Genomic DNA, 20,491 nt, shown 5'->3' with positions numbered 1-20,491 from the left:
GAGAGAGCCTGAAGAGAGCAGCGAGAGAGCCGGGCGAGGGCACGGCGAGGGCACGGGAGAGAGCCGAAAACAGAGCCGGAAGACGGCCCCTCGATGACAGCCCGGACGGCGGCCCCGAACGCGGCCCGCGGCGAAACCGTGCCGGGATTCAGGCCCCGCCCACGGAGGCCGCGAGGGATTCGGCGATCTGGGCCACATTCAGCGCCCCGCCTTTTCGCAGGTTGTCCCCGCAGAGAAACATCTCCAGGGCCTGCGGGTCGTCCAGGGAGCGGCGGACCCGGCCGACCCAGGTGGGGTCGGTGCCCACCACGTCCGCCGGGGTCGGGAAGTCGCCCTCGGCGGGGCTGTCGACGAGTACGACGCCGGGGGCGGTGGCCAGGATCTCGTGGGCCCGGTCGACGGTGACCTCGCTCTCGAAGCGCGCGTGCACGGACATCGAGTGCGTGATGACGACGGGGACGTACACGCAGGTGATGGCGGTGCGCAGGTCGGGCAGGCCGAGGATCTTGCGGCATTCCTCGCGGATGCTGAGTTCCTCCGAGGACCAGCCGTCGCCCGCGTCGCTGCCCGCCCAGGGCACGACGTTCAGCGCGACGGGGGCGGGGAACGGGCCGGCGGGCCGGTCCCCGAGGACCCGGCGTACGTCTCCGGGGCGGGTACCCAGCTCCGTACCGGCGGCAAGGCTGCCGGCGACCAGGCCGAGCTCCTCACGCAGGGCGGCGACGCCGTCGCGGCCCCGGCCGCTCACGGCCTGGTAGGTGGAAACGGTCAGTTCGCGGAGGCCGAATTCGGCGTGCAGCGCGCCGACCGGGACGATCAGCGAAAGCGTGGTGCAGTCCGGCGAGGCGACGATGGAGCGCGGTCGGGTGCGGGCGGCGTGCGGGTTGACCTCGGGGACGACCAGCGGCACGTCCCGGTCGAGCCGGAAGGCGGCGGAGCCGTCGACGACCACGGCGCCCCGGGAGGCGGCGACGGGCGCCCAGAGTGCGGATACCCGGTCGGGCACCAGGAAGACGGCGATGTCGACGCCGTCGAAGACGTCCTCACCGATCGGGAGGACTTCCTTCTCCTCGCCGCGTACGGCCAGCTTGCGGCCGGCCGAACGCGGGGAGGCGATGAGTCTCACCTCGCCCCAGACGTCCGCGTGCTGCGAAAGGATCTGGAGCATGACGCCGCCGCTCGCCCCGGTCGCACCGACGACCGCGAGCGAGGGGCGGCGTGCGGTCATCGGCCGGTGCCTCCGTAGACGACGGCCTCGTCGGAGTCGCTGTCGAGACCGAAGGCGGTGTGCACGGCGCAGACGGCCTCGTTGACGTCGTCGGCGCGGGTGACGACCGAGATGCGGATCTCGGAGGTCGAGATCAGCTCGATGTTCACACCGGCGTCGGAGAGCGCCTCGAAGAATCCGGCGGTGACGCCCGGGTTGGTCTTCATGCCCGCGCCGACCAGCGAGATCTTGGCGATCTGGTCGTCGTAGCGGAGCGAGTCGAAGCCGATGGTGCCCTTGGCCCGCTCCAGGGCGTCGATGGCCTTGCGACCCTCGGCCTTGGGCAGGGTGAAGGAGATGTCCGTCAGCCCCGTCGCGGCGGCGGAGACGTTCTGCACCACCATGTCGATGTTGACTTCCGCGTTGGCGATGGTGCGGAAGATCGCGGCGGCCTCGCCCGGCTTGTCGGGCACGCCGACGACGGTGATCTTGGCCTCGGAGACGTCATGGGCGACTCCGGAGATGATCGCGTGCTCCACCTGCTGGTCCCCTTGCGGCTCGTTGCTGACCCAGGTGCCGCGCAGTCCGGAGAAGGACGAGCGGACGTGGATCGGGATGTTGTATCGGCGTGCGTACTCGACGCAGCGGTGCAGCAGCACCTTGGAGCCGGACGCGGCCAGCTCCAGCATGTCCTCGAAGGAGATCCACTCGATCTTCTGGGCCTTCTTGACGACCCGGGGGTCGGCGGTGAAGACGCCGTCCACGTCGGTGTAGATCTCGCAGACCTCGGCTTCCAGCGCCGCGGCGAGGGCAACGGCGGTGGTGTCGGACCCACCGCGGCCGAGGGTGGTGATGTTCTTGCCCTCCTGGCTCACGCCCTGGAACCCGGCGACGATGGCGATGTTGCCCTCGTCGATCGAGGTCCGGATGCGGCCGGGCGTGACATCGATGATGCGCGCCTTGTTGTGGACGGAGTCGGTGATGACACCGGCCTGGCTGCCCGTGAACGACTGGGCCTCGTGGCCCAGGTTTTTGATCGCCATGGCCAGCAGAGCCATGGAGATCCGCTCTCCGGCGGTCAGGAGCATGTCGAACTCACGCCCGGCAGGCATCGGCGATACCTGCTCGGCGAGATCGATCAGCTCGTCCGTCGTGTCGCCCATCGCGGACACCACGACAACCACCTGGTTGCCGCTCTTCTTGGCATCGACGACTCGCTTGGCGACGCGCTTGATGCCCTCGGCATCGGCTACGGATGAGCCTCCGTACTTCTGCACGACCAGGCCCACGTGCGCTCCTCGCTCATTCCGTTACTGCGGTCGGCTCAGTTTAACGAGCGGCCCGGAATCTCCCCGTCGTTACCAGATGGTGAGATGTCCCGCCCACCACCTGGTCCGGCGTGTCGCCCCGGGCCGCTCGTACGGGGCCTATGCCCGCCCCACGGGCCACCACGCGTGTCTGTGGTCCAGCCCACACGGTTCGCGTCGCCTCCGCAAGCCAGGAACCTCCTGCGCGCACCTGTCCGAGCGCTCGCCGGAAAGTCCTCACCGACCGGCCGCCCCGGGCCCCTCACCGGAGCCCGGCCCCTGCCGCAGGGCCTCGGCCGCGATCCGCAGCGCGTCGCGCGCGACCTCGTCCAGGGTGCGGTCGGTCCGCTCCCGCTTCCGGGCGTACTCCTCGGCGGCGACCCGCAACGCGACGTTGATCATGGCGGCGGCGACCCGGGGCGCGAGGGCGTCCGGCGATTCCCCACCGCGATCGCGGTGGTGGGCGATCCGAGCGAGCAGACCGTGGCTCCGCCGAGGAGCAGGCCGCGGCGATCGTCTTCCTCGCCTCGGACGCGTTGAGCAACATCAACGGCGTGGTCCTCGCCGTGGACAACGGCTGGTCGGCGGTCTGACCCGCCCCCGGTCCGTTACGGCTGCTTCACCGGGCGCAGGCCCAGCGGCCCCGCGATCTCCTGGACCATCACCAGGCCCGCGGCCTCGGCGAGGTCGTCGTCGCCCGGGTCCTGGTCGGTGTCGAGGCCGTCCAGCTCCGCCAGCGGCTGGTTGAGACGGATGTGCGCGATCAGCGACTGGAGGGCCCGCAGGGTCGCGGAGGCCGTCGAGCCCCAGTTGGAGAAGTACGAGAACTGCCACCACCACAGCGCCTCGGCCGTGCGGTCCGCCTCGTAGTGGGCGAGACCGTGGCCGAGGTCGGTGACGAGGTCGGCCAGGTCGTCGGAGATCCGGTGCGGCACGGGCGCCTTGCGGGGCTCGTACGGGTCGAAGACCTCGGAGTAGACGTCGATGGGCTCCAGCAGGGCCGCGAACCTCTCCCGCAGGCCGTCCGCGTCCGGCTCGGCGCCGAGGTCGGGCTCGTACGGCTCGTCCGGGAGGATGTCCTCGTACGCGCCGAGCCGGCCGCCCGCGAGCAGCAGCTGGGAGACCTGGAGGAGCAGGACCGGAACGGCCTCCTCCGGCTCTTCGACCTTGGACACCTCGGTGACCGCGACGATGAACGTCTTGATCTGGTCCGCGATCTGGACGGCGAAGTCGTCCGGGTCCTGCGTGACGGAGTTCAGCGTGGCGTCAGACATCGGGGGAACCTCCGGTGGGCACCTGCACGAACGGTGACTGGAACCTCTGCAACGTACCCGCGTCAGACATCGAGAAGCCGCCTCCCCTCGAAGGCGCGGCCCAGGGTCACTTCGTCCGCGTACTCCAGGTCGCCGCCCACGGGCAGCCCACTGGCGAGGCGGGTGACACGGAGCCCCATGGGCTTGATCATCCGCGCCAGGTACGTCGCGGTGGCCTCGCCCTCCAGGTTCGGGTCGGTCGCCAGGATCAGCTCCGTGACGGAGCCGTCGGCGAGCCGGGTCAGCAGCTCGCGGATGCGCAGATCGTCGGGGCCGACGCCCTCGATGGGGCTGATCGCGCCGCCGAGCACGTGGTAGCGGCCCCGGAACTCACGGGTCCGCTCGATCGCGACGACGTCCTTCGGCTCCTCGACCACGCAGATGACCGTCAGGTCACGGCGGGTGTCGCGGCAGATGTTGCACTGCTCCTGCTGCGCGACGTTGCCGCAGACCGAACAGAAGCGGACCTTGTCCTTGACCTCCAGGAGGGCATGGGCGAGGCGCCGCACGTCGGTCGGCTCCGCCTGCAGCACGTGGAAGGCGATCCGCTGCGCGCTCTTGGGACCGACGCCCGGGAGCCTGCCCAGTTCGTCGATGAGGTCCTGAACAACGCCTTCGTACAACGGAACGCCTTTCCTTCAAATCCTGCTCGTACCGTAGTGGGTACGCGCGGGTACCCATAGGGGAGTCGGCCGACTCACCGGGGGCCGACCCGGCTCGCACGCCGGCCGGCCCGGCGGGCCGGACGGCTCAGAACGGGAGTCCGGGCATGCCGCCGCCCAGGCCCTGCGCCAGCGGGCCCAGCTTCTGCTGCTGGAGCGCGGAGGCGTTCTCGTTGGCCGCCTGGACCGCCGCCACGACGAGATCGGCCAGGGTCTCGGTGTCCTCGGGGTCAACCGCCTTGGGGTCGATCACGAGGGCGCGCAGTTCGCCGGAGCCGTTCACGGTGGCCTTGACCAGACCGCCGCCCGCCTGACCCTCCACCTCGGTCCGCGCCAGCTCCTCCTGAGCCGCCGCGAGGTCCTGCTGCATCTTCTGGGCCTGCTGCAGCAGCTGCTGCATATTGGGCTGACCACCACCGGGAATCATGGTCACTCCTGGGCTTTTCGAGAGCGGATGTTTGGCTAAAACGAGCCTACGTGCTCGCCGGGTGCCCCGCTCCACCCATCGGACGCAACTCTTTCGAGTGAGATTCTCGACCCCCGGAAAACGCCCTATACCTGACCAGAGGCCGACAGCACGCTGTAATACCGCGATTTCGCTCCCACGGCCCACCATTCGGCGGTAGGAAGGGCATGCGTACCGCCACACACGATCGCACCGCCGGTCACGCAGAGCCAGCGCAGCCCGTGGGCGGAGCTGGCGCGGCGAGCCAGACGGCGGAGTCGGTGAGAGTCCGTGGAGATACCCGAGACAGACCCTCCGTAGTTCCACGCAGAGTGCAGAGGAGTGCCCCGGTGAGCCAGCCGGAGATGCCGCCCGAGGGGCCGCCCCGCAAGGAATCCGCTGCGGGGTCATCCGGTGACAGCACCGGAGTCACGCATTCCGCCCCGGAACCGGGCGGCCCGGCGGGACCGGGGCGCGATCTCGCCGCGCGACCGTTCCCGCTCGGCGACTGGGGCGAGCCGGCCGAACGCCTGGACGAGCTGTACCGGTGGGTGGAGACGGGCGCGCTGGAGACGGCGGCCTGGTACCTGAAGGACCGCACCTGGAAGCGGCGCGGCGCACGCGGACTGCGCGTCGGCACGTCGGTCGGGGTCGTCGCGGGCGCGACGCTGCCGCTGCTCGACCTGACGGGCGCGCTGGAGGGCTCGGCGGGGTACGGCTACTTCTCGTTGCTGCTCGGGGCGGCCTGCATGGCCTGCGACCGGTACTTCGGGCTGACCTCCGGCTGGATAAGGGATCTGGCCACCGCGCAGGCCGTGCAGCGCCGGCTCCAGGTGCTGCAGTTCGACTGGGCCTCGGAGTCCGTACGTGAGGTGCTCGGCCCGACCGACGGCACCGCGAGCGAGGCGGCCGAGCGCTGCCTCGGCGTGCTGCGGCGCTTCTCCGAGGACATCACGGAGCTCGTACGGTCCGAGACGGCGGACTGGATGGTGGAGTTCCGCGCCGGGCCCGCCCCGATGGGGATGCAGTCCCTGGTGATGGGCGCCGGTATCGGCCGGGGCGAGCAGACCGGACACCCGGGCCGCTTCTCGATGCCCGCGGTGACCCGGCCGAACATGCCCCGGCAACGGCCGCCGGAGCCGCCCCGGTGAGGTGTGTCCCCGGGGCGGCACCGGGGAGGAGCCCCGGGCGCCCCTGGGCGGTTCCGGGGGATGCACCCGGGGGTTCGTGCCTCCGTCAAGGGCTCCCGGGGGTGGCTTCCGGGGGCTCCCGCTTCCGTCAGGGGCTCCCACTTGGCTACCGCTGCCGTGAGGAGCGCGCCGTCAACTGAAGATGATCATCGAACCCTGCGCGAGGCTGCGGGTCGCCGCCGCGTGCAGGCCCAGCCAGACGTGCCGCTCCCGCGCGAACGGGCTCGCGTCGTACGCGATCGGGTCGGCCGGCTCCTCCAGCTCGGTGGGCCGGCTGGGCGGCGCGGGCGCGGCCGGCGGGTTCGCCGGGTCGATGCCGATGGCCGGGGCGACGAACTCCAGTTCGCGCAGCAGGCCGTGCGAGGACCCGAGCGGGCCCCCGCCCTCCAGCAGCGTGTCGTTGGAGAGGGGAACGGGGAAGTCCACCGGGACGTACGCCCCCGCGTGGTCGAAGTGCCAGACCAGGTGCGACTGCTGCGCGCTCTGCTCGAACATCTCCAGGAGCTGTTCATAGTCCCCGCCGAGGCCGTCGACGGGCGTGACCGCCAGCCCGCTGAGCTGGAGCAGATAAGCCCGGCGCAGATAGTGCAGCGCCTCGTAGTCGAACCCCGCGACCGGGGCCACGTCCCCGGTGAGGCCCGGCATGTACGCGTACACGGGGACGGGCGGCAGACCGGCCTCCCCCAGCGCGTTGTCGTAGACGGCGATCTCTTCGGCGAACGGGTTGTCGGGGCTGTGGCACAGCACATCGACGAGGGGGACGAGCCACAGGTCACAGGCCACGAAGTCTCGCTCTCACACGGGTTGGGCGCTCGTCGGGACAGCGTAGTGCGGAGGGTGGGCCACGCACAGGGTCTCTACGGTCACGGGACCAGGACGAATCCGGACACGACGGGGGCACACCACCTCACGGGCCGCACGAGGTCCACCAGGCAGCACAGCGCCTCACGGGTCACGAGGCCCACCGGGGCGCGGGGGACGCCTCAGCGTCCGTCCGTCGCGATCCGCTCCACGGACAGGAGCCGTTCCGCCCATTCCTGCTCCCGGGCGTAGTACGCGCGCAGCATCGCCAGCACCACCGCCCGGTCCCCGGACGTGACCGCGTCGGCGAGCGCCTCGTGGTCGAGCCAGAGCAACCGGTTCCGCTCGGCGCTCGTGCGGAGCCGGTGCACGAGGAAGACCCAGCCCTGCACGCGGAGGGTCGCGAGGAAGTCGCTGATGTTCGGGTTGCCGAGGAACGCGCTCAGCTCGCGCCAGAACCGCAGGTCGTACCCGATCAGCACGTCAAGGTCGCCGCCCTTCGCGGCGCGGGCGGCCTCGGAGGCACGGCGCCGTACGGACACCATCGCCTCGCCCCGGACCGTGATCGGGTGGCAGCCGCTGAAGACGCCCTCGACGATGACGGAACGCGCTTGCACGATGGAGCGGTAGTCCTCGGCGGAGAACGCGCGGACCTGGAACCCGCGGTGCTCGTCGGAGACGAGGAGGCCCTGCGAGGCGAGGTCGAAGAGAGCCTCGCGGACGGGCGTCGCGGAGACCCCGTACTGCTCGGCGATCTGCTTGACCGTGAACTCCTTGCCCGACGGCAGGCGCCCCGCGAGCACTTCGTCACGCAGCGCACCGGAGATCTGCCGGCGCAGCGTGTTGCGGGTCACACCTCCGTGCGGGCTCATCCCGTTCCCTCCCCATATTTCTGTTCGGGACACCTTAAGGCAGGGCCGCCCTGCCCGGATCCGGGCAGGGCGGGCGGAGAGGGGGGTGCACGGACAGATGTGAAGGAGCATCACCTTTGACGGGAGATTTTCCGGCAGGGGAGGCCAACAGCGGTCATTTCTCTCGCAGTGGCGTAGGCGGCTCCGGGTATCGCCGCTTCGGACCGTGCGGCGCGGTTCAGACCGTGCCCGTGCTCGGTCGGACCGTGTCCGTGCTCGGTCGGACCGTGCTCGTGCTCGTTCAGACCGTGTAGTCGTCCGCGACCGTGAGGGCTTCGTCGAGCGCCGCGAGACCCTCCAGCGCCTCGGCGTCACTGACGGTGCAGGGCGGCACGACGTGGGTGCGGTTCATGTTGACGAAGGGCCACAGCCCCCGCTTCTTCGCCGCCGCCCCGAAAGCGGCCATCGGCGCCGCCGCCTCCCCCGTCGCGTTGTACGGGACGAGCGGCTCGCGCGTCTCCCCGTTCCGTACCAGCTCCAGCGCCCAGAAAGCGCCCACGCCCCGCACCTCGCCGACCGAGGGGTGGCGCTCGGCCAGCTCGCGCAGCCCCGGTCCGAGCACCGTCTCACCGAGGCGCGCGGCCCGCTCGACCACCTTCTCCTCCTCCATCACCCGGATCGTGGCGACGGCGGCGGCGCAGGCCAACGGGTGCCCGGAGTAAGTGAGCCCGCCGGGGTAGGGGCGGGTCTCGAAGGTGGCCGCGATCTCGGCGTTGATCGCGACGCCGCCGAGCGGCACGTAACCGGAGTTGACTCCCTTCGCGAAGGTCATCAGGTCGGGCACCACCTCGTCGTGGTCGGCCGCGAACCACTTACCCGTCCGCCCGAAGCCGGCCATCACCTCGTCCAGCACGAAGACGATGCCGTGCCGGTCGCAGATCTCGCGCACGCCCGGGAGGTAGCCGGGCGGCGGGGTCATGATGCCCGCCGTGCCGGGGATGGTCTCCAGCACGATCGCGGCGATCGTGCCCGGCCCCTCGAAGGCGATGGTGTCCTCCAAGTGCTGGAGAGCGCGGGCACACTCCTCCGTCTCCGTCGTCGCGTAGAACGGCGAACGGTACAGGAACGGCGCCCAGAACCGCACCACCCCCGCCGACCCGGTGTCGGACGCCCAACGCCTCGGGTCACCCGTGAGGTTGATCGCGGTCGAGGTGGCTCCGTGGTACGAGCGGTACGCCGAGAGCACCTTCGTACGGCCGGTGTGCACCCGCGCCAGACGCACGGCGTTCTCCACCGCCTCGGCCCCGCCGTTGGTGAAGAAGATCTTGTCCAGGTCACCCGGGGTGTGGGAGGCGATCAGCCGCGCCGCCTCGGACCGGGCCTCGATCGCGAACGCGGGCGCGAAGCTGGCGAGTTTGCCCGCCTGCTCCTGGATCGCGGCCACGACGACCGCGTGCTGATAGCCGATGTTGGTGAAGACGAGACCGCTCGTGAAGTCGAGGTACCGGTTCCCTTCGTAGTCCCAGAAGTACGAGCCCTCCGCCCCCGCCACGGCCAGCGGATCGAGAAGGCCCTGCGCGGACCAGGAATGGAAGACGTGCGCCCGGTCGGCAGCCTTCACGGCCGCACCGGCGGCCTGGTCGACGAACGGGTCTCGGGGGCCACGAAGGGCTTCAGCGGTCATGTCGGCGAGCGTAGGGGGTGGGGGGCGCGGGGTTCCACGACTGTGTGGTGGGGAGTTGACGTGCGGGGTGGGCGGGGGAGCCGTCGTGCGGAGTCGCATGGGGAGCCGCCGTACGGAGTGGCGTAGGAGTTCGCGGGGCGGCGGTGCGGGGCGGCGGAGCGGGGCGGTGGTGGGCTCGGGGCCATCCCCGCACCCCGCACAGGCGGAGCACACGGGGTGCATCACTCGTTCGTGCGATGTGGGCCTTGGGGACATCAACCTTTCCGACCCGGCGGTGCTCTGTACAGGGGTGACGGACCAAGGATGTCGGCCCCTCTTCTCAGGGGGCCGGCCGGCACGGAGGAAAGGCACCCCGATGAAGATTCCACGCACACCGGCGCACATCTCGGCGGCAATCGACCGAGCCGCTGCCTGGGCCACCAGCCGGGCCACCATCCGCGCCCTGCTCGGCTTGTCCATCGTGTGGATCCCCATCACTCCGAACACGCGATCCACCTGCCTGAATCACTCCCCGAAACGGGGGTTTTCGCCGACGCTTCTACGGCTGGGATCGGCAGCAGGCCGCACCTGGAGGCACCGGTCGCGGGGCGGCTCCGCTCATCGAGGTCGGCGCCGAATACGTCTACGCCAAGGTTCCTGAGGAAATCCGGGCGCACGGAAAGCGGGCCGGGCCTGACAGAAGAATCTGCCTGGCCCGACCCGCCGGGTTCCATCAACCGCACGCGGCAATCCAGCAGCGCAATCCAGCGCCACAGTGTCGTGCTGCGGTCTCGACTCCGTGATGACTTTCCCTCGGGGACGCCATCCCATGGATGACGAAGTCTCGCGAAGCCGCAGCCCGTTCTGACGCGCGGAGGCGTCAGATGCGACGGTGCCGCCCGTAGTGCTCACCCGTGGTCTCGAAGAACTCGGGGTTCCCCAGGTGCGAGTCCTTGTCGAACTCCGGAGCACTCTTGATCTGCTCCTTGTCGAGGTCCACGTAGACCCTCTTCTCGTCCGGATCGACCTGGCGCACCGTGCCCGCCGGAAGCAGGACGTGCCTACCAAAGATCCAGACCCCGGTGTCGACCACCAGGTAGGAGGAGCCGACCTCGTCGGAGTGCTTGTCGACCTTGCCGATACTGCCGTCGGTCGCTTCGACCTTGTAGCCGATCAGGTCGGTGCCGGCGGTGTGGCCGGCCGTGGGCTGGTAGCCCCAGATGTTCTCGCTCATCTCCAGGCTTCCTCTCTCGTTGCCGGAAGGGATGTCAGGCTCAGTCGGACGGGAATTTCACCGTAAGTGCGCTTTCCGTCCTGACCTTCGCTTGCCCGGCATCGCCCGACCCATGCACCCCCATTCCCTTGACTTGTACCGCAAAAGCTCTCACACACCACTCCGAATGGAATCGGAAACGCGAAAGAGGGCCCGCCCATCGGGAGCGGACCCTCTTACTACAGCGCATTGCTCATACGGCGGCTTCGTGCTGACTACCACCGGTACCAGCGGTGGCTGCCACCCTTCGGGCGAGCAACGAAGCCGATCAGCCAGAGAACAAGGACGATCGCTGCGACGATCCACAGCGCCTTGAGCGCGAATCCAGCACCGAAAAGAATGACGGCCAGGAGAAGAACGAGAAGCAGGGGAACCATGATTATCAACCTCCAGAGCTTCTGTTGCCCCTACAACTTCGCTCCACACACACAAACTTCTCTGTTTCTTCGGGAGTTTACGGGGCAATCGCACACGCCCTCCCGGAATGCGCCCCCCGCCGAATCGCTCCCCCACCACGGAGCCGCCACCTCGGCACGCTCCCTCCCTCACCTGCACCCCGGCCCCGGCCCCGGCCCCACGCTCAACCCCACCCACTGGACCTGGACCGCGCCTGCTGCCACGCTCTGGCCATGGGAACGGGGCGAAGGACGCAGGAAGACCGGGACGAAATCACCGTGGAGATCGGGTACGCGCTGCTCAGCGCGTGCTTCCTCGCAGCCGTCGTGTTCGGCGCGGTCGCAGGGCCCGCAGTCGTCTGGGACCTTTCCCACACCACCGACAAGGCTCTGCTCATCACGGGAGCCTCGGTCGGAGGACTGCTCGCGGTGCTCCGCGTCGTGCACGTGCTGTGGCGGTTCGGCCGATACCGCCCCTGAGTCCCATCCCAGGCCCCGCCGGCACCGCATCCGCATCCGCATCCGCATCCGCATCCGCATCCGCCAACGGGCCGGAGACCCGCGCGTTCCGCCGCCGAGGCGCCCGTGCACGGGCTCAGAGGCCGGAACCGTCGCCGCCCCCGGACTCCTCCGCACCGAGGACCCCGGACTCCAGAGCCCCGGACTCCAGGGCCCCGGTCACCAGCACCTCGTTCTCACCGACCGCGGCAAGCAGCCAGATCGGGAACTCCGGGTCGGCCTGGCCCACCGTGAGGCCGAGCCAGCGGGTGGTGTCGGGGATGTGCCAGACCTGCATACTGCCGGCCAGATTGCAGAGCTGTCCCAGCGGTTCGGGGGCCGCGGAGGCCATCTCCGACTCGTCGTCACCGGCCAGCCAGGGCCACAGGTCGATCGTCTCGGGCTCGCCCCAGCGGTCGGTGAGCGTCGTCGCCACGGCGCTGAACTCGGCCTCGATCTCCTCCTCGGCCGGTTCCACCGCCTCCTCCTCCCGCCCGTCCCAGAAGTCCTCGCTCGCCCGCAGGATGAGCAGATGGTGGCCGGGGCCGCTGCTCCGTACCCCGCTGTCCTCCGCCTCGTCGCCCTGCGGGAAGGGCAGGCCGAGCACGTGGTCGACGAGGGCGATCCGCTCGGCGGTCGTGGTGGGGGTGGGCAGGCTGCCGCTGTCGGATGTCTCGGATGTCATGCACACGGATCTTGCCAACGCCCCCTCCGGAACGCCGAAGCGGGGGGTGCGGCACGGCGGGAGGCCGGTCGCACCCCCCGCCAGGTCAAGCGGAGGAGGAGGTGGAGACGGTGGCGCGGAGGCAGCTCGTGGAGCGGTCTCGGGGCGGGAAGAGGATCAGCAGCTCAGGTTCGAGCCGGGGGCGACGCCCAGGATCGAGGTGAACGACTGGTACGAGTTGACGCGGCTCTGGACCTGGGCGGGGTTGCCGCCGTTGCACTCGATGGAGCCGTTGATCGAGCGGATCGTCTCACCGAACCCGGCACCGTTGACCATGGCGTTGTGCGGGGTCATCGTGCCGGGGCCACTCTGGGTGTTCCAGTACCAGAGAGCGGTCTTCCAGGCCACGGCCGCGTCCGTCTGGACGAGGTTGGGGTTGGCCAGCAGGTTGATGCCGAGGGCGTCACCGGCGGCCTTGTAGTTGAAGTTCCAGCTCAGCTGGATCGGGCCGCGGCCGTAGTACGCGGACTGGCCCGCCGGGCAGCCGTAGGACTGCGAGGTGTCGCAGTAGTGCGAGTAGTTGGCCGTGTTCTGCTCGACCACGTACACCAGTCCGCCGGTCTCGTGGCTGACGTTGGCGAGGAAGGCGGCCGCTTCCTGGCGCTTGACGGTGTCGCTACCGGTGGTGGCGAAGCCGGGGTACGCGCTCAGAGCGGCGGTCAGCCCGGAGTACGTGTAGAAGGAGTTCCGGCTCGGGAACATCTGGTTGAACTGCGACTCGCTGACGACGAAGCCGGAGGGGCTCGGCGTGCCGGGGTCGGTGGTGCCGCCGCTGCCACAGGTGCCGGCGTCGGCCCAGACGTCGGTGGTGCCGGGAACCTCGTTCTGGGTCCACCACTTGGCGGTCCAGTTGTGCCCGCTGCGGGAGGCGGAGTCGCCGCCCCAGTAGACGGACGAGGAGTTCCAGGCGGGGGCGCAGGTCGCGGCGGAGGCCGTACCGGCGGGAAGGACGACGACCGTGGCCGCTACGGCCGCTGCCGCGGCGAGAAGGCCCATGACGCGTCGGAACACGTGATCACTCCTTCGGTGCGACGCTGCGTCCGGACTTCTGACCGGCCCGGGGGCGCGCCGTCTTGTGGGGGTGCGGATACTCAAGCGAGAGTGGTCTGGACCTGTCAAGGTCTGGACCAAGCTTCGTCCGCCTCCCGCCGGCTGTCCCTCCACGAACCGTCCGCGCCGGCAAAAGCCCCGCGACATCTTTCAACAGGGCCTAAACATGCAGGTGTTGAGCAGTTTTCACCAACAGTCGGAGGTGTGCCCCGAGAAAGAATCCGGGCGACCTCACCCCACCCCGACGCCGTCTCACCGCAACTCAGTTCGAAGGGGCGATCGGTCGCGGCACCCGGGCGCGCGACGGAATCCCCCCGTGCCCGGCAGCCTCCCGGTCCGCTCCGGGTGCGGCCGCCGGGGCGCGGGACCGCACCACCCGGGCGACCGATATGCGAGTATCCCGGCGTGGACCCGCTGACTCCTCAAGATCCTCCTCGGGTAGGCCCGTTCCGGCTCCTCGGACGCCTCGGTACGGGAGGCATGGGACGCGTCTACCTCGCACGCTCGGAGGGCGGGCGGACCGTCGCGGTGAAGGTCGTTCACGCCCAGTTCGCGGTGGTGGACGAGTTCCGGATCCGGTTCGCCCGGGAGGTCGCCGCGCTGGAGCGCGTCGGCGGCGCGGGCACCGCCCCGGTCATCGCGGCGGACACGGAAGCGGCCCTTCCGTGGGTGGCCATCGCGTACGTACCCGGCCCCTCGCTCCGTACCGTCGTGGGCGACCGGCGCACGCGGCGGGCCCAGCGCACCTGGGCGGAGGGGCGGTGGGAGGCGGCCGAGCGCGGCAGACCCGAACCCGCTTCGGAGGTGCGGCCGTTGCCGGTGCACTCCGTACGCTTCCTGGCCGCCGGGCTCGGGCGGGCGCTGACCCACATCCATGCGGCGGGGCTCGTCCACCGCGACCTGAAGCCGTCCAACATCCTGCTCACCGTGGACGGCCCCCGCATCATCGACTTCGGTATCGCCCGCGCCGTGGAGACGGTCACGGACGGCGGCCTGACCAGCACCGGAGCGGTGATCGGCTCGCCGGGGTTCATGTCGCCCGAGCAGGTACGGGGCGAGAGGGTCACCGCCGCCTCGGACATCTTCTGCGTCGGCGCGGTCCTCGCGTACGCGGCGACCGGGGTGCAGCCCTTCGGGGCCTCCGCCAGCGGGGTCCACGCGATCATGTTCCGGATCGCGAACAACGAGCCGGACCTGACCACGCTGCCCACCGAACTGGGCCCGCTGGTGCGGTCCTGCCTGCACCGCGACCCCCACCGCCGCCCCACCGCCGCCGACCTGGCGAAGTCGGCTCCGGCCCGTTCGGCCAAGCGGCCCGAAGCCTGGCTGCCGCCCGAACTCCTGGCCCTGCTCGGCTCTCAGGCGGCCCGGCTGCTGGACGCGGAAACACCCGCCCCGGACCACCCCGACCCGGACAACCCCGACCCGGCCCGCCACGCCCCGGTCAGCCACGCCCCGAACCGCTCCGGCCCTGATCACCCGGCTCCGAACCGCTCCGGCCCCGAACCCGCCACACCGGATCACGCCGCCCCCGAACTCGCCGTTCCCCAGCACCGATCACCGGACCGCGCACCCCGCGCACACCCGGCACACGCCCCGACCGGCGGCCCGACACCACTCCCGGAAGCACCTCCGGCGACGCCCCGGGAGACGCGCCCGGCCGCACCCCGGGAGACGCGCCCGGCAACGCCCACGACTACACCCCCGAAGACACCCTCGACGGCGCCCACTGCACCGCCCCGGGCAACGCCCCCGGCAGCCCCCTGGGAGACCACCCGCGCCCACGCGGGCGGTCGCCCCCTCCGGCGCACGGCGCTGGTCGCCGCCTGCGCGGCGGCCACCGGGCTCTTCGGCGCCGGTCTGGCCCTCCAGCACTACGCCGCGGGCGGGCTCAGCGGATTCGGCCGACTCGTCGGTCTCGGCATCTTCGGCACCCCCGCGCAGAGCACCGACATGGGCACCGACACCAGCGGCGACGACGCAAACCCCGACTCCGGGCCCTGGAGGCCCAACGGCCCCGGCGACGTCCCCGAGGTCTACCTCGGCGCCTGGGAAGGCGTACTCGAGGGCGCCGACAACGCCCCGTACGAGACGGGGCGGATCGAGATCGGTCAGGGCACCCGGGGCCACAAGACCGCCACCTACGTCCAGGTCTTCGGCGAGCGCCTCTGCATGGGCCGGTCCGTCCTCGTCGACGCCGACGAAGACCACATCGTCTTCGGCGAAAGCGACGTGACCACCAGCATCCCCGCCGGCCGCTGCACCCCGGCCGCCCACCAGACGCTGGCCGTGCGCTCGCCCGACATCATGGAGTGGACCTCCGGGGCCGTCCATTCCGTCTTCCGGCGAGCCGCGAGCGGCTCCCGCGCCGTACCGGCCGCCTTCCTCGGGTACTGGAGGCGCGCGCCGATGCCCGAGCTGAGCCGCAGGGAAAGGCGCCTGTACCGGTACGACCTCACCGTCACCCAGGGTCCGGTGGGAGCCCCGCTCATCCGGTACGTGTCCAGAACCCCGAAGCTGGACCCCGACACCGGGCTGCCGAATATCGCCCCCGTCGACTGCGCGAGCACAGCCGTCGTCGGAGGAGCGGGCGAACTGCTGGTCGTCGGACCGGACATGCTCTCGGCGGCGGACCGCTCCGATCCCGACTGCTTCTCCAACGGCTCGCAGTACCTGCGGATCGACACCTTCGAAGGACGGGAACGCCTGCTGGTCTACGGGATGAGCGCGGACGGCGAACCCGCCGAGTATCGCCGGGCCTTCTGACACCCACCCACACCGAACCTCCACCGACCCGGACCCGGACCCGAGCCGGACCCGAGCCGGCCCCGAACCGACCCGGACCCGGACCCGAGCCGGACCCGAGCCGGACCCGAGCCGACCCGGACCCGGACCGAGCTGAACGAGAGGCGAACACCCGCCGACAACACGCCTTCCCCCGCTCCGCCCCCGCCCTCCCGCTCGTACGGTGGCCGCCCAAGGGCGCGTCGAGCGGGCCCGGTTCGGTACGCACGAGGGAGTGCGAGGCAGCCGTGGAATGGTTGAGCGCCGAGAACATCGTGGCCGTCGTGACCGCCGCGGTCGGCGTGCTGGTCTCCGTCGGGGTGCTCTGGTACGAGCGCCGCGTCCCGGCCCAGCGGCGCATCGGATACCGCGTCCAGATGGACACCCCGATCGGCAGCGGCGTCAACGTCCGGCTGGGGTTGTTCGACGAGACCCCCGACATGTCGGACGCCACCCTCGTCCTGCTGCGCATCGAGAACGACGGTTCGCAGTCCATCTCCCGCGACGACTACACCGGCATCGAACGGCACGGGCTGACCGTGGAGTTCACCGACCGTACGGTGCGCGGGATAGCGGTGACCCAGCCCGTCGAGGCGGGGCATCTGATGGAGCACTTCACCCCCGCCGCCGGGATGCGGCAGGAGGGCGGTCTGATCCGGCTGCCCCGGGTACCCCTCAACCGCCACCAGCACTTCAAGCTCCTCGTGCTGCTCACCGGCGGCGAGGTGGGCAGCCCGATCAGGATCGTCGGAGGCATCCGGGACGGGGACGTACGGGTCAACAGCGCGGCCCGTCCCGACGAGAAGCCGCCGGCGTTCGGCAAGGCCGCCCGGTCCATCACCGTGGCGCTGACCGTCGGGGTCGTCACCCTCTCCACGATCATCCTGGCGCTCGACCGCACCCCGCCGCCGGTGGAGTGCGCCCGGGGTTCCCTGCGAGTGGCGGGCTCCACCGCGTTCCAGCCGGCCGTGACCGAGCTGGCGAAGCTGTACACGCAGGCGTGCGAGGGCTCCTCGATCGACGTGGACATGCACGGCAGCGACGCCGGAGTCCGGTTGCTCGACGAGCGCGGCGCCTCCCCCGCCACGGTCGTCTTCGCCGACGGCCCGAAGCCGGGCGGCTACCCGGACCTGCACGAGAACAGCCGGGTCGCCGTCGTGCTGTTCTCCCTCGTCGTCAACGACAAGGTGCGCGTGAAGGATCTGTCGCTCGACGACGTACGCCGGATCTACCGGGGCGAGATCCGCAACTGGAACCACTTCCCCGGCAACCCGGACCTGGAGATCCGGCTCGTCAGCCGGGACGCGAACTCAGGCACCCGGGTGGCGCTCCAGCGCCGGGTGCTGGGCGGCAACGAACCCATCCCCACGTCCTCCCGCGACTGCCTCACCCGCGACGATCCGAAGGCGCTGGTCACCCGGTGCGAACTGGGCAGCACCGACGAGGTGCTGCGCACCGTCGGCACCGTGGACGGGGCGATCGGCTACAGCGAACTGCGCACGGGCGCGGCCGCCCCGAAGGGGCTGCACCGCATCACCATCGACGCCGAGGAACCGTCCCCCGAGAAGATCACCACGAACGGCTACCCGTACTGGGTGGTCGAGTACGCGTACACGTACCGGGACCCGGCCCCCGACTCGCTCGCGGCCCGTTTCCTCGACTACGTGAACAGCCACGACCAGCAGGCCCTGCGCACCCACGGCCACGTGCCCTGCTCGGCCCCGCAGGCGTACCCCCTGTGCGGCGACCGCCCCCGCTCCTGACGGCACCCTCCCCGACGCCGTTCACGAGCGGAACCGCCGTTCACGGACGGAACAGTCACCACGAACGGAACAGCCACCACGAGGGGAACGGCCGCCACGAACGGAACGGCCGCGGGCCGGGGCACAGAACGTGTCCCGGCCCGCGGCCGTCGTCGTACGAGGGTCCCTCGGGAGCCCTCAGGGCCCCTGCGGGCTCCTTACAGGAACGAGTTGATCTCGATCGTCTCGGTGCGGCCGGGGCCGACGCCGATCGCGGAGATCGGAGCGCCCGACATCTCCTCCAGCGCCTTCACGTAGGCCTGCGCGTTCTTCGGCAGGTCGGAGAAGGTCTTCGCCTTGGTGATGTCCTCGGACCAGCCCGGCAGCATCTCGTAGATCGGCTTCGCGTGGTGGAAGTCGGTCTGGCTGTAGGGCAGCTCCTCGACGCGCTTGCCGTCGATCTCATACGCCACGCAGACCGGGATCTGCTCCCAGCCGGTGAGTACGTCGAGCTTGGTGAGGAAGAAGTCGGTCAGGCCGTTGACCCGGGTCGCGTACCGCGCGATGACCGCGTCGAACCAGCCGCAGCGACGGTCGCGGCCGGTGGTGACACCGCGCTCGCCACCGATGCGGCGCAGCGCCTCGCCGTCCGCGTCCAGCAGCTCCGTCGGGAACGGGCCGGAGCCGACGCGCGTGGTGTACGCCTTGAGGATGCCGATGACCCGCGTGATCTTCGTCGGACCGACGCCGGCGCCGGTGCAGGCGCCGCCCGCGGTCGGGTTCGACGAGGTGACGAAGGGGTACGTGCCGTGGTCGACGTCGAGCAGGGTGCCCTGGCCGCCCTCGAAGAGGACGACCTTGCCGTCGTCGATGGCGTTGTTGAGGATCAGCGTCGTGTCGGCGACGAACGGCTTGATCTGCTCCGCGTACTGGAGCATCTCCTCGACGATGCCCTCGGCCTCGATCGCGCGGCGGTTGAAGACCTTGGCCAGAAGCTGGTTCTTCTGCTCCAGGGCCGCCTCGACCTTCTGGACGAGGATCGACTCGTCGTAGAGGTCCTGGACGCGAATACCGACACGGTTGATCTTGTCGGCATACGTCGGGCCGATTCCACGGCCGGTCGTGCCGATCTTCCGCTTGCCGAGGAAGCGTTCCGTCACCTTGTCGAGCGTGACGTTGTACGGGGTGATCAAATGAGCGTTGCCGCTGATCAGAAGCTTGGACGTGTCGACGCCTCGCTCGTTCAGTCCGCTCAGCTCGGAGAGCAGCACCGCCGGGTCGACCACGACACCGTTACCGATCACCGGGGTACAACCCGGTGACAGGATTCCGGAGGGGAGGAGATGCAGTGCGTACTTCTGGTCGCCTACGACAACCGTGTGACCGGCGTTGTTGCCGCCCTGGTATCGCACCACATAGTCGACGGATCCACCGAGGAGATCGGTGGCCTTCCCCTTGCCCTCGTCACCCCACTGAGCACCGAGCAGCACAAGTGCGGGCACAGGCGTACACCCCTTCCGGGCGGGGCATGTCCAAGGTCAGGGGCGTACGTAAAGGTCGTACTTGCCATACGACGATGTACGACAAAGCCTGAGCCGTCGAACCGGGTGCCCCGGAATAGACGAAGCCCCTGGCGCAATAGCGCAAGGGGCTCTTGCACCAAGATGCTACCCGAGGAAGGACCGAGGTGTCGGCTGCAGAGCCCCCCGGCGACGACGGCCACCAGCTGCTGGTGGTCATCGACCCGGTTGCCCGCCGGACCGACGGCGAGTCCGTCCGTATCGCGAAGGACGTGCTGAACGCCGGAGCGCACGCCAAGATCTCCCTGCCGGACACCCCGGAGGAGTTCGCCCGCGCCTTGTCCCGGCGGGGCAGCAGGCGGCCGGTGGTCATCGGCGACGACCACGCTCTGCTCCGGGCGGTGGCCCAGCTGCACCGCGACCGGGAGCTGGCCGACAGCGCCCTGGCGCTCGTCCCCGTCGGCGCCCCGCCCGCCCTCCGGCTCGCCCACGCCCTCGGCGTGCCGCACGGCGCGGTGGCGGCGGCGCGGACGGCGCTGGACGGGGCGGTGCACCGTCTCGACCTGCTCGTCGACGACAGCGACGGCGTGGTCCTGGGCGGCGTGGACGTCCCGGCGCCCCCGCCCGCCCCCGGTCAGACCACGGACGGCCCGGGGCCGGGGCCCCACAGTGGTGTCACGGCCGTCTGGGACACCTGCCTCTCCCTGGTCCGCACCCTCGTCCGCCCCGTCCCGGCGGCAACCCCCTCCGGGGCGGCCGGCTACCGCCTCCGCGTGGAGGCGGACGGGGTCCTCCTCAACGACCTGGACCGGCCCGTCGAGGGCGTCACCGTGACCTCGCGGAGCGGCGGCGGCCTGGCGGAGGTGGTGGTCCGCACGTCCAGCGGCGAGACCGTGACGGCGGAGGCCAAGGCGGTGACGGTCTCCGGCCCCGATTTCCGCTACCGCGCCGACATACAGCTGCACGGCCCGGTCCGGCGGCGGACCTGGACGGTGTGGGCGGACGCCTGGGGACTGATGGTTCCGGCGGCCGCGGCGGCTGCCTGAGACCGGCGAGCCCGCGTGGA

At 70.7% G+C, this 20,491-nt stretch carries 19 protein-coding genes and 1 pseudogene; 6 read left to right on the top strand and 14 right to left on the bottom strand.

Annotated features, from left to right (window positions below; translation table 11 throughout):
- Positions 1 to 148: 148 nt before the first annotated feature.
- The 3 genes from OG599_RS18250 to OG599_RS18240 all read right to left on the bottom strand — a co-directional run bounded on the left by OG599_RS18250 (position 149) and on the right by OG599_RS18240 (position 2,916).
- Positions 149 to 1,228 carry an aspartate-semialdehyde dehydrogenase gene (locus OG599_RS18250; RefSeq protein WP_327177034.1) on the bottom strand — a complete coding sequence of 360 codons (1,080 nt, stop codon included), beginning with the start codon at positions 1,226 to 1,228 and terminating at the stop codon, positions 149 to 151.
- Complete coding sequence (locus tag OG599_RS18245; RefSeq protein ID WP_327177033.1) at positions 1,225 to 2,496, bottom strand: aspartate kinase; 1,272 nt, start codon at positions 2,494 to 2,496, stop codon at positions 1,225 to 1,227. The genes OG599_RS18250 and OG599_RS18245 overlap by 4 nt, the downstream gene beginning before the upstream one ends.
- A gap of 255 nt (positions 2,497 to 2,751) precedes the next feature.
- The gene (locus OG599_RS18240) at positions 2,752 to 2,916 is read right to left on the bottom strand and encodes a hypothetical protein (protein WP_327177032.1); all 165 of its coding nucleotides are present in this window, start codon (positions 2,914 to 2,916) and stop codon (positions 2,752 to 2,754) included.
- A gap of 89 nt (positions 2,917 to 3,005) precedes the next feature.
- On the opposite strand from OG599_RS18240, the pseudogene OG599_RS18235 reads away from it, so the two are divergent.
- Positions 3,006 to 3,107 (top strand): annotated as a pseudogene (locus tag OG599_RS18235) (3-ketoacyl-ACP reductase); the annotation flags it as partial.
- Positions 3,108 to 3,122: 15 nt separating this feature from the next.
- Here OG599_RS18235 and OG599_RS18230 read toward each other — a convergent pair.
- The 3 genes from OG599_RS18230 to OG599_RS18220 form a co-directional block, all read right to left on the bottom strand.
- On the bottom strand, positions 3,123 to 3,788 hold the full coding sequence (locus OG599_RS18230; protein ID WP_327177031.1) for a DUF5063 domain-containing protein: 666 nt from the start codon (positions 3,786 to 3,788) through the stop codon (positions 3,123 to 3,125).
- 62 nt (positions 3,789 to 3,850) lie between these two features.
- Positions 3,851 to 4,450 (bottom strand): recombination mediator RecR, encoded by a 600-nt coding sequence (gene recR / locus OG599_RS18225; protein ID WP_327177030.1) that lies wholly within the window; start codon positions 4,448 to 4,450, stop codon positions 3,851 to 3,853.
- A gap of 127 nt (positions 4,451 to 4,577) precedes the next feature.
- A complete protein-coding gene (locus OG599_RS18220; RefSeq protein WP_327177029.1) occupies positions 4,578 to 4,916 on the bottom strand; it encodes a YbaB/EbfC family nucleoid-associated protein in 339 nt (112 codons plus the stop codon).
- Positions 4,917 to 5,284: 368 nt separating this feature from the next.
- Between OG599_RS18220 and OG599_RS18215 the strand changes: the two genes are divergently transcribed.
- Positions 5,285 to 6,085 (top strand): SLATT domain-containing protein, encoded by an 801-nt coding sequence (locus OG599_RS18215; protein ID WP_327177028.1) that lies wholly within the window; start codon positions 5,285 to 5,287, stop codon positions 6,083 to 6,085.
- 171 nt (positions 6,086 to 6,256) lie between these two features.
- Here the strand turns inward: OG599_RS18215 and OG599_RS18210 are convergent, their stop codons facing one another.
- From OG599_RS18210 to OG599_RS18190, 5 genes are all read right to left on the bottom strand, one after another.
- Entirely contained in the window at positions 6,257 to 6,907 is a 651-nt protein-coding gene (locus tag OG599_RS18210; RefSeq protein WP_327177027.1) for a hypothetical protein, read from the bottom strand.
- 200 nt (positions 6,908 to 7,107) lie between these two features.
- The gene (locus OG599_RS18205; RefSeq protein ID WP_327177026.1) at positions 7,108 to 7,797 is read right to left on the bottom strand and encodes a GntR family transcriptional regulator; all 690 of its coding nucleotides are present in this window, start codon (positions 7,795 to 7,797) and stop codon (positions 7,108 to 7,110) included.
- 280 nt (positions 7,798 to 8,077) lie between these two features.
- On the bottom strand, positions 8,078 to 9,460 hold the full coding sequence (locus OG599_RS18200; RefSeq protein WP_327177025.1) for an aspartate aminotransferase family protein: 1,383 nt from the start codon (positions 9,458 to 9,460) through the stop codon (positions 8,078 to 8,080).
- A gap of 859 nt (positions 9,461 to 10,319) precedes the next feature.
- Positions 10,320 to 10,673 carry a PRC-barrel domain-containing protein gene (locus OG599_RS18195; protein WP_327177024.1) on the bottom strand — a complete coding sequence of 118 codons (354 nt, stop codon included), beginning with the start codon at positions 10,671 to 10,673 and terminating at the stop codon, positions 10,320 to 10,322.
- A gap of 254 nt (positions 10,674 to 10,927) precedes the next feature.
- A complete protein-coding gene (locus tag OG599_RS18190; RefSeq protein WP_266707077.1) occupies positions 10,928 to 11,089 on the bottom strand; it encodes a hydrophobic protein in 162 nt (53 codons plus the stop codon).
- A 252-nt stretch (positions 11,090 to 11,341) separates the two neighbouring features.
- Here OG599_RS18190 and OG599_RS18185 point away from each other — a divergent pair, with 252 nt between their 5' ends.
- A complete protein-coding gene (locus OG599_RS18185) occupies positions 11,342 to 11,587 on the top strand; it encodes a DUF6332 family protein (protein ID WP_327177023.1) in 246 nt (81 codons plus the stop codon).
- Positions 11,588 to 11,702: 115 nt separating this feature from the next.
- Here OG599_RS18185 and OG599_RS18180 read toward each other — a convergent pair whose 3' ends face one another.
- Positions 11,703 to 12,290, bottom strand: coding sequence for a hypothetical protein (locus OG599_RS18180; protein WP_327177022.1), 588 nt, complete (start codon positions 12,288 to 12,290; stop codon positions 11,703 to 11,705).
- Positions 12,291 to 12,446: 156 nt separating this feature from the next.
- Complete coding sequence (locus tag OG599_RS18175; RefSeq protein ID WP_327177021.1) at positions 12,447 to 13,340, bottom strand: glycoside hydrolase family 19 protein; 894 nt, start codon at positions 13,338 to 13,340, stop codon at positions 12,447 to 12,449.
- Between the two features lie 384 nt (positions 13,341 to 13,724).
- Here OG599_RS18175 and OG599_RS18170 point away from each other — a divergent pair, with 384 nt between their 5' ends.
- Positions 13,725 to 16,145, top strand: a complete 2,421-nt coding sequence (locus OG599_RS18170) for a serine/threonine-protein kinase (protein WP_327177020.1) — start codon at positions 13,725 to 13,727, stop codon at positions 16,143 to 16,145.
- 266 nt (positions 16,146 to 16,411) lie between these two features.
- Positions 16,412 to 17,926 (top strand): PstS family phosphate ABC transporter substrate-binding protein, encoded by a 1,515-nt coding sequence (locus OG599_RS18165; protein WP_327177019.1) that lies wholly within the window; start codon positions 16,412 to 16,414, stop codon positions 17,924 to 17,926.
- 197 nt (positions 17,927 to 18,123) lie between these two features.
- Here OG599_RS18165 and OG599_RS18160 read toward each other — a convergent pair whose 3' ends face one another.
- On the bottom strand, positions 18,124 to 19,407 hold the full coding sequence (locus OG599_RS18160; protein WP_327177018.1) for an adenylosuccinate synthase: 1,284 nt from the start codon (positions 19,405 to 19,407) through the stop codon (positions 18,124 to 18,126).
- A 185-nt stretch (positions 19,408 to 19,592) separates the two neighbouring features.
- On the opposite strand from OG599_RS18160, the gene OG599_RS18155 reads away from it, so the two are divergent.
- On the top strand, positions 19,593 to 20,471 hold the full coding sequence (locus OG599_RS18155; RefSeq protein WP_327177017.1) for a diacylglycerol kinase: 879 nt from the start codon (positions 19,593 to 19,595) through the stop codon (positions 20,469 to 20,471).
- The last annotated feature ends 20 nt before the right edge of the window (positions 20,472 to 20,491 follow it).

The sequence above is a fragment of the Streptomyces sp. NBC_01335 genome, from assembly GCF_035953295.1.
GTDB lineage: Bacteria > Actinomycetota > Actinomycetes > Streptomycetales > Streptomycetaceae > Streptomyces.
The sequence above is the reverse complement of the archived record's forward strand: the minus strand, read 5'-3'. Positions and strand labels throughout refer to the sequence as shown.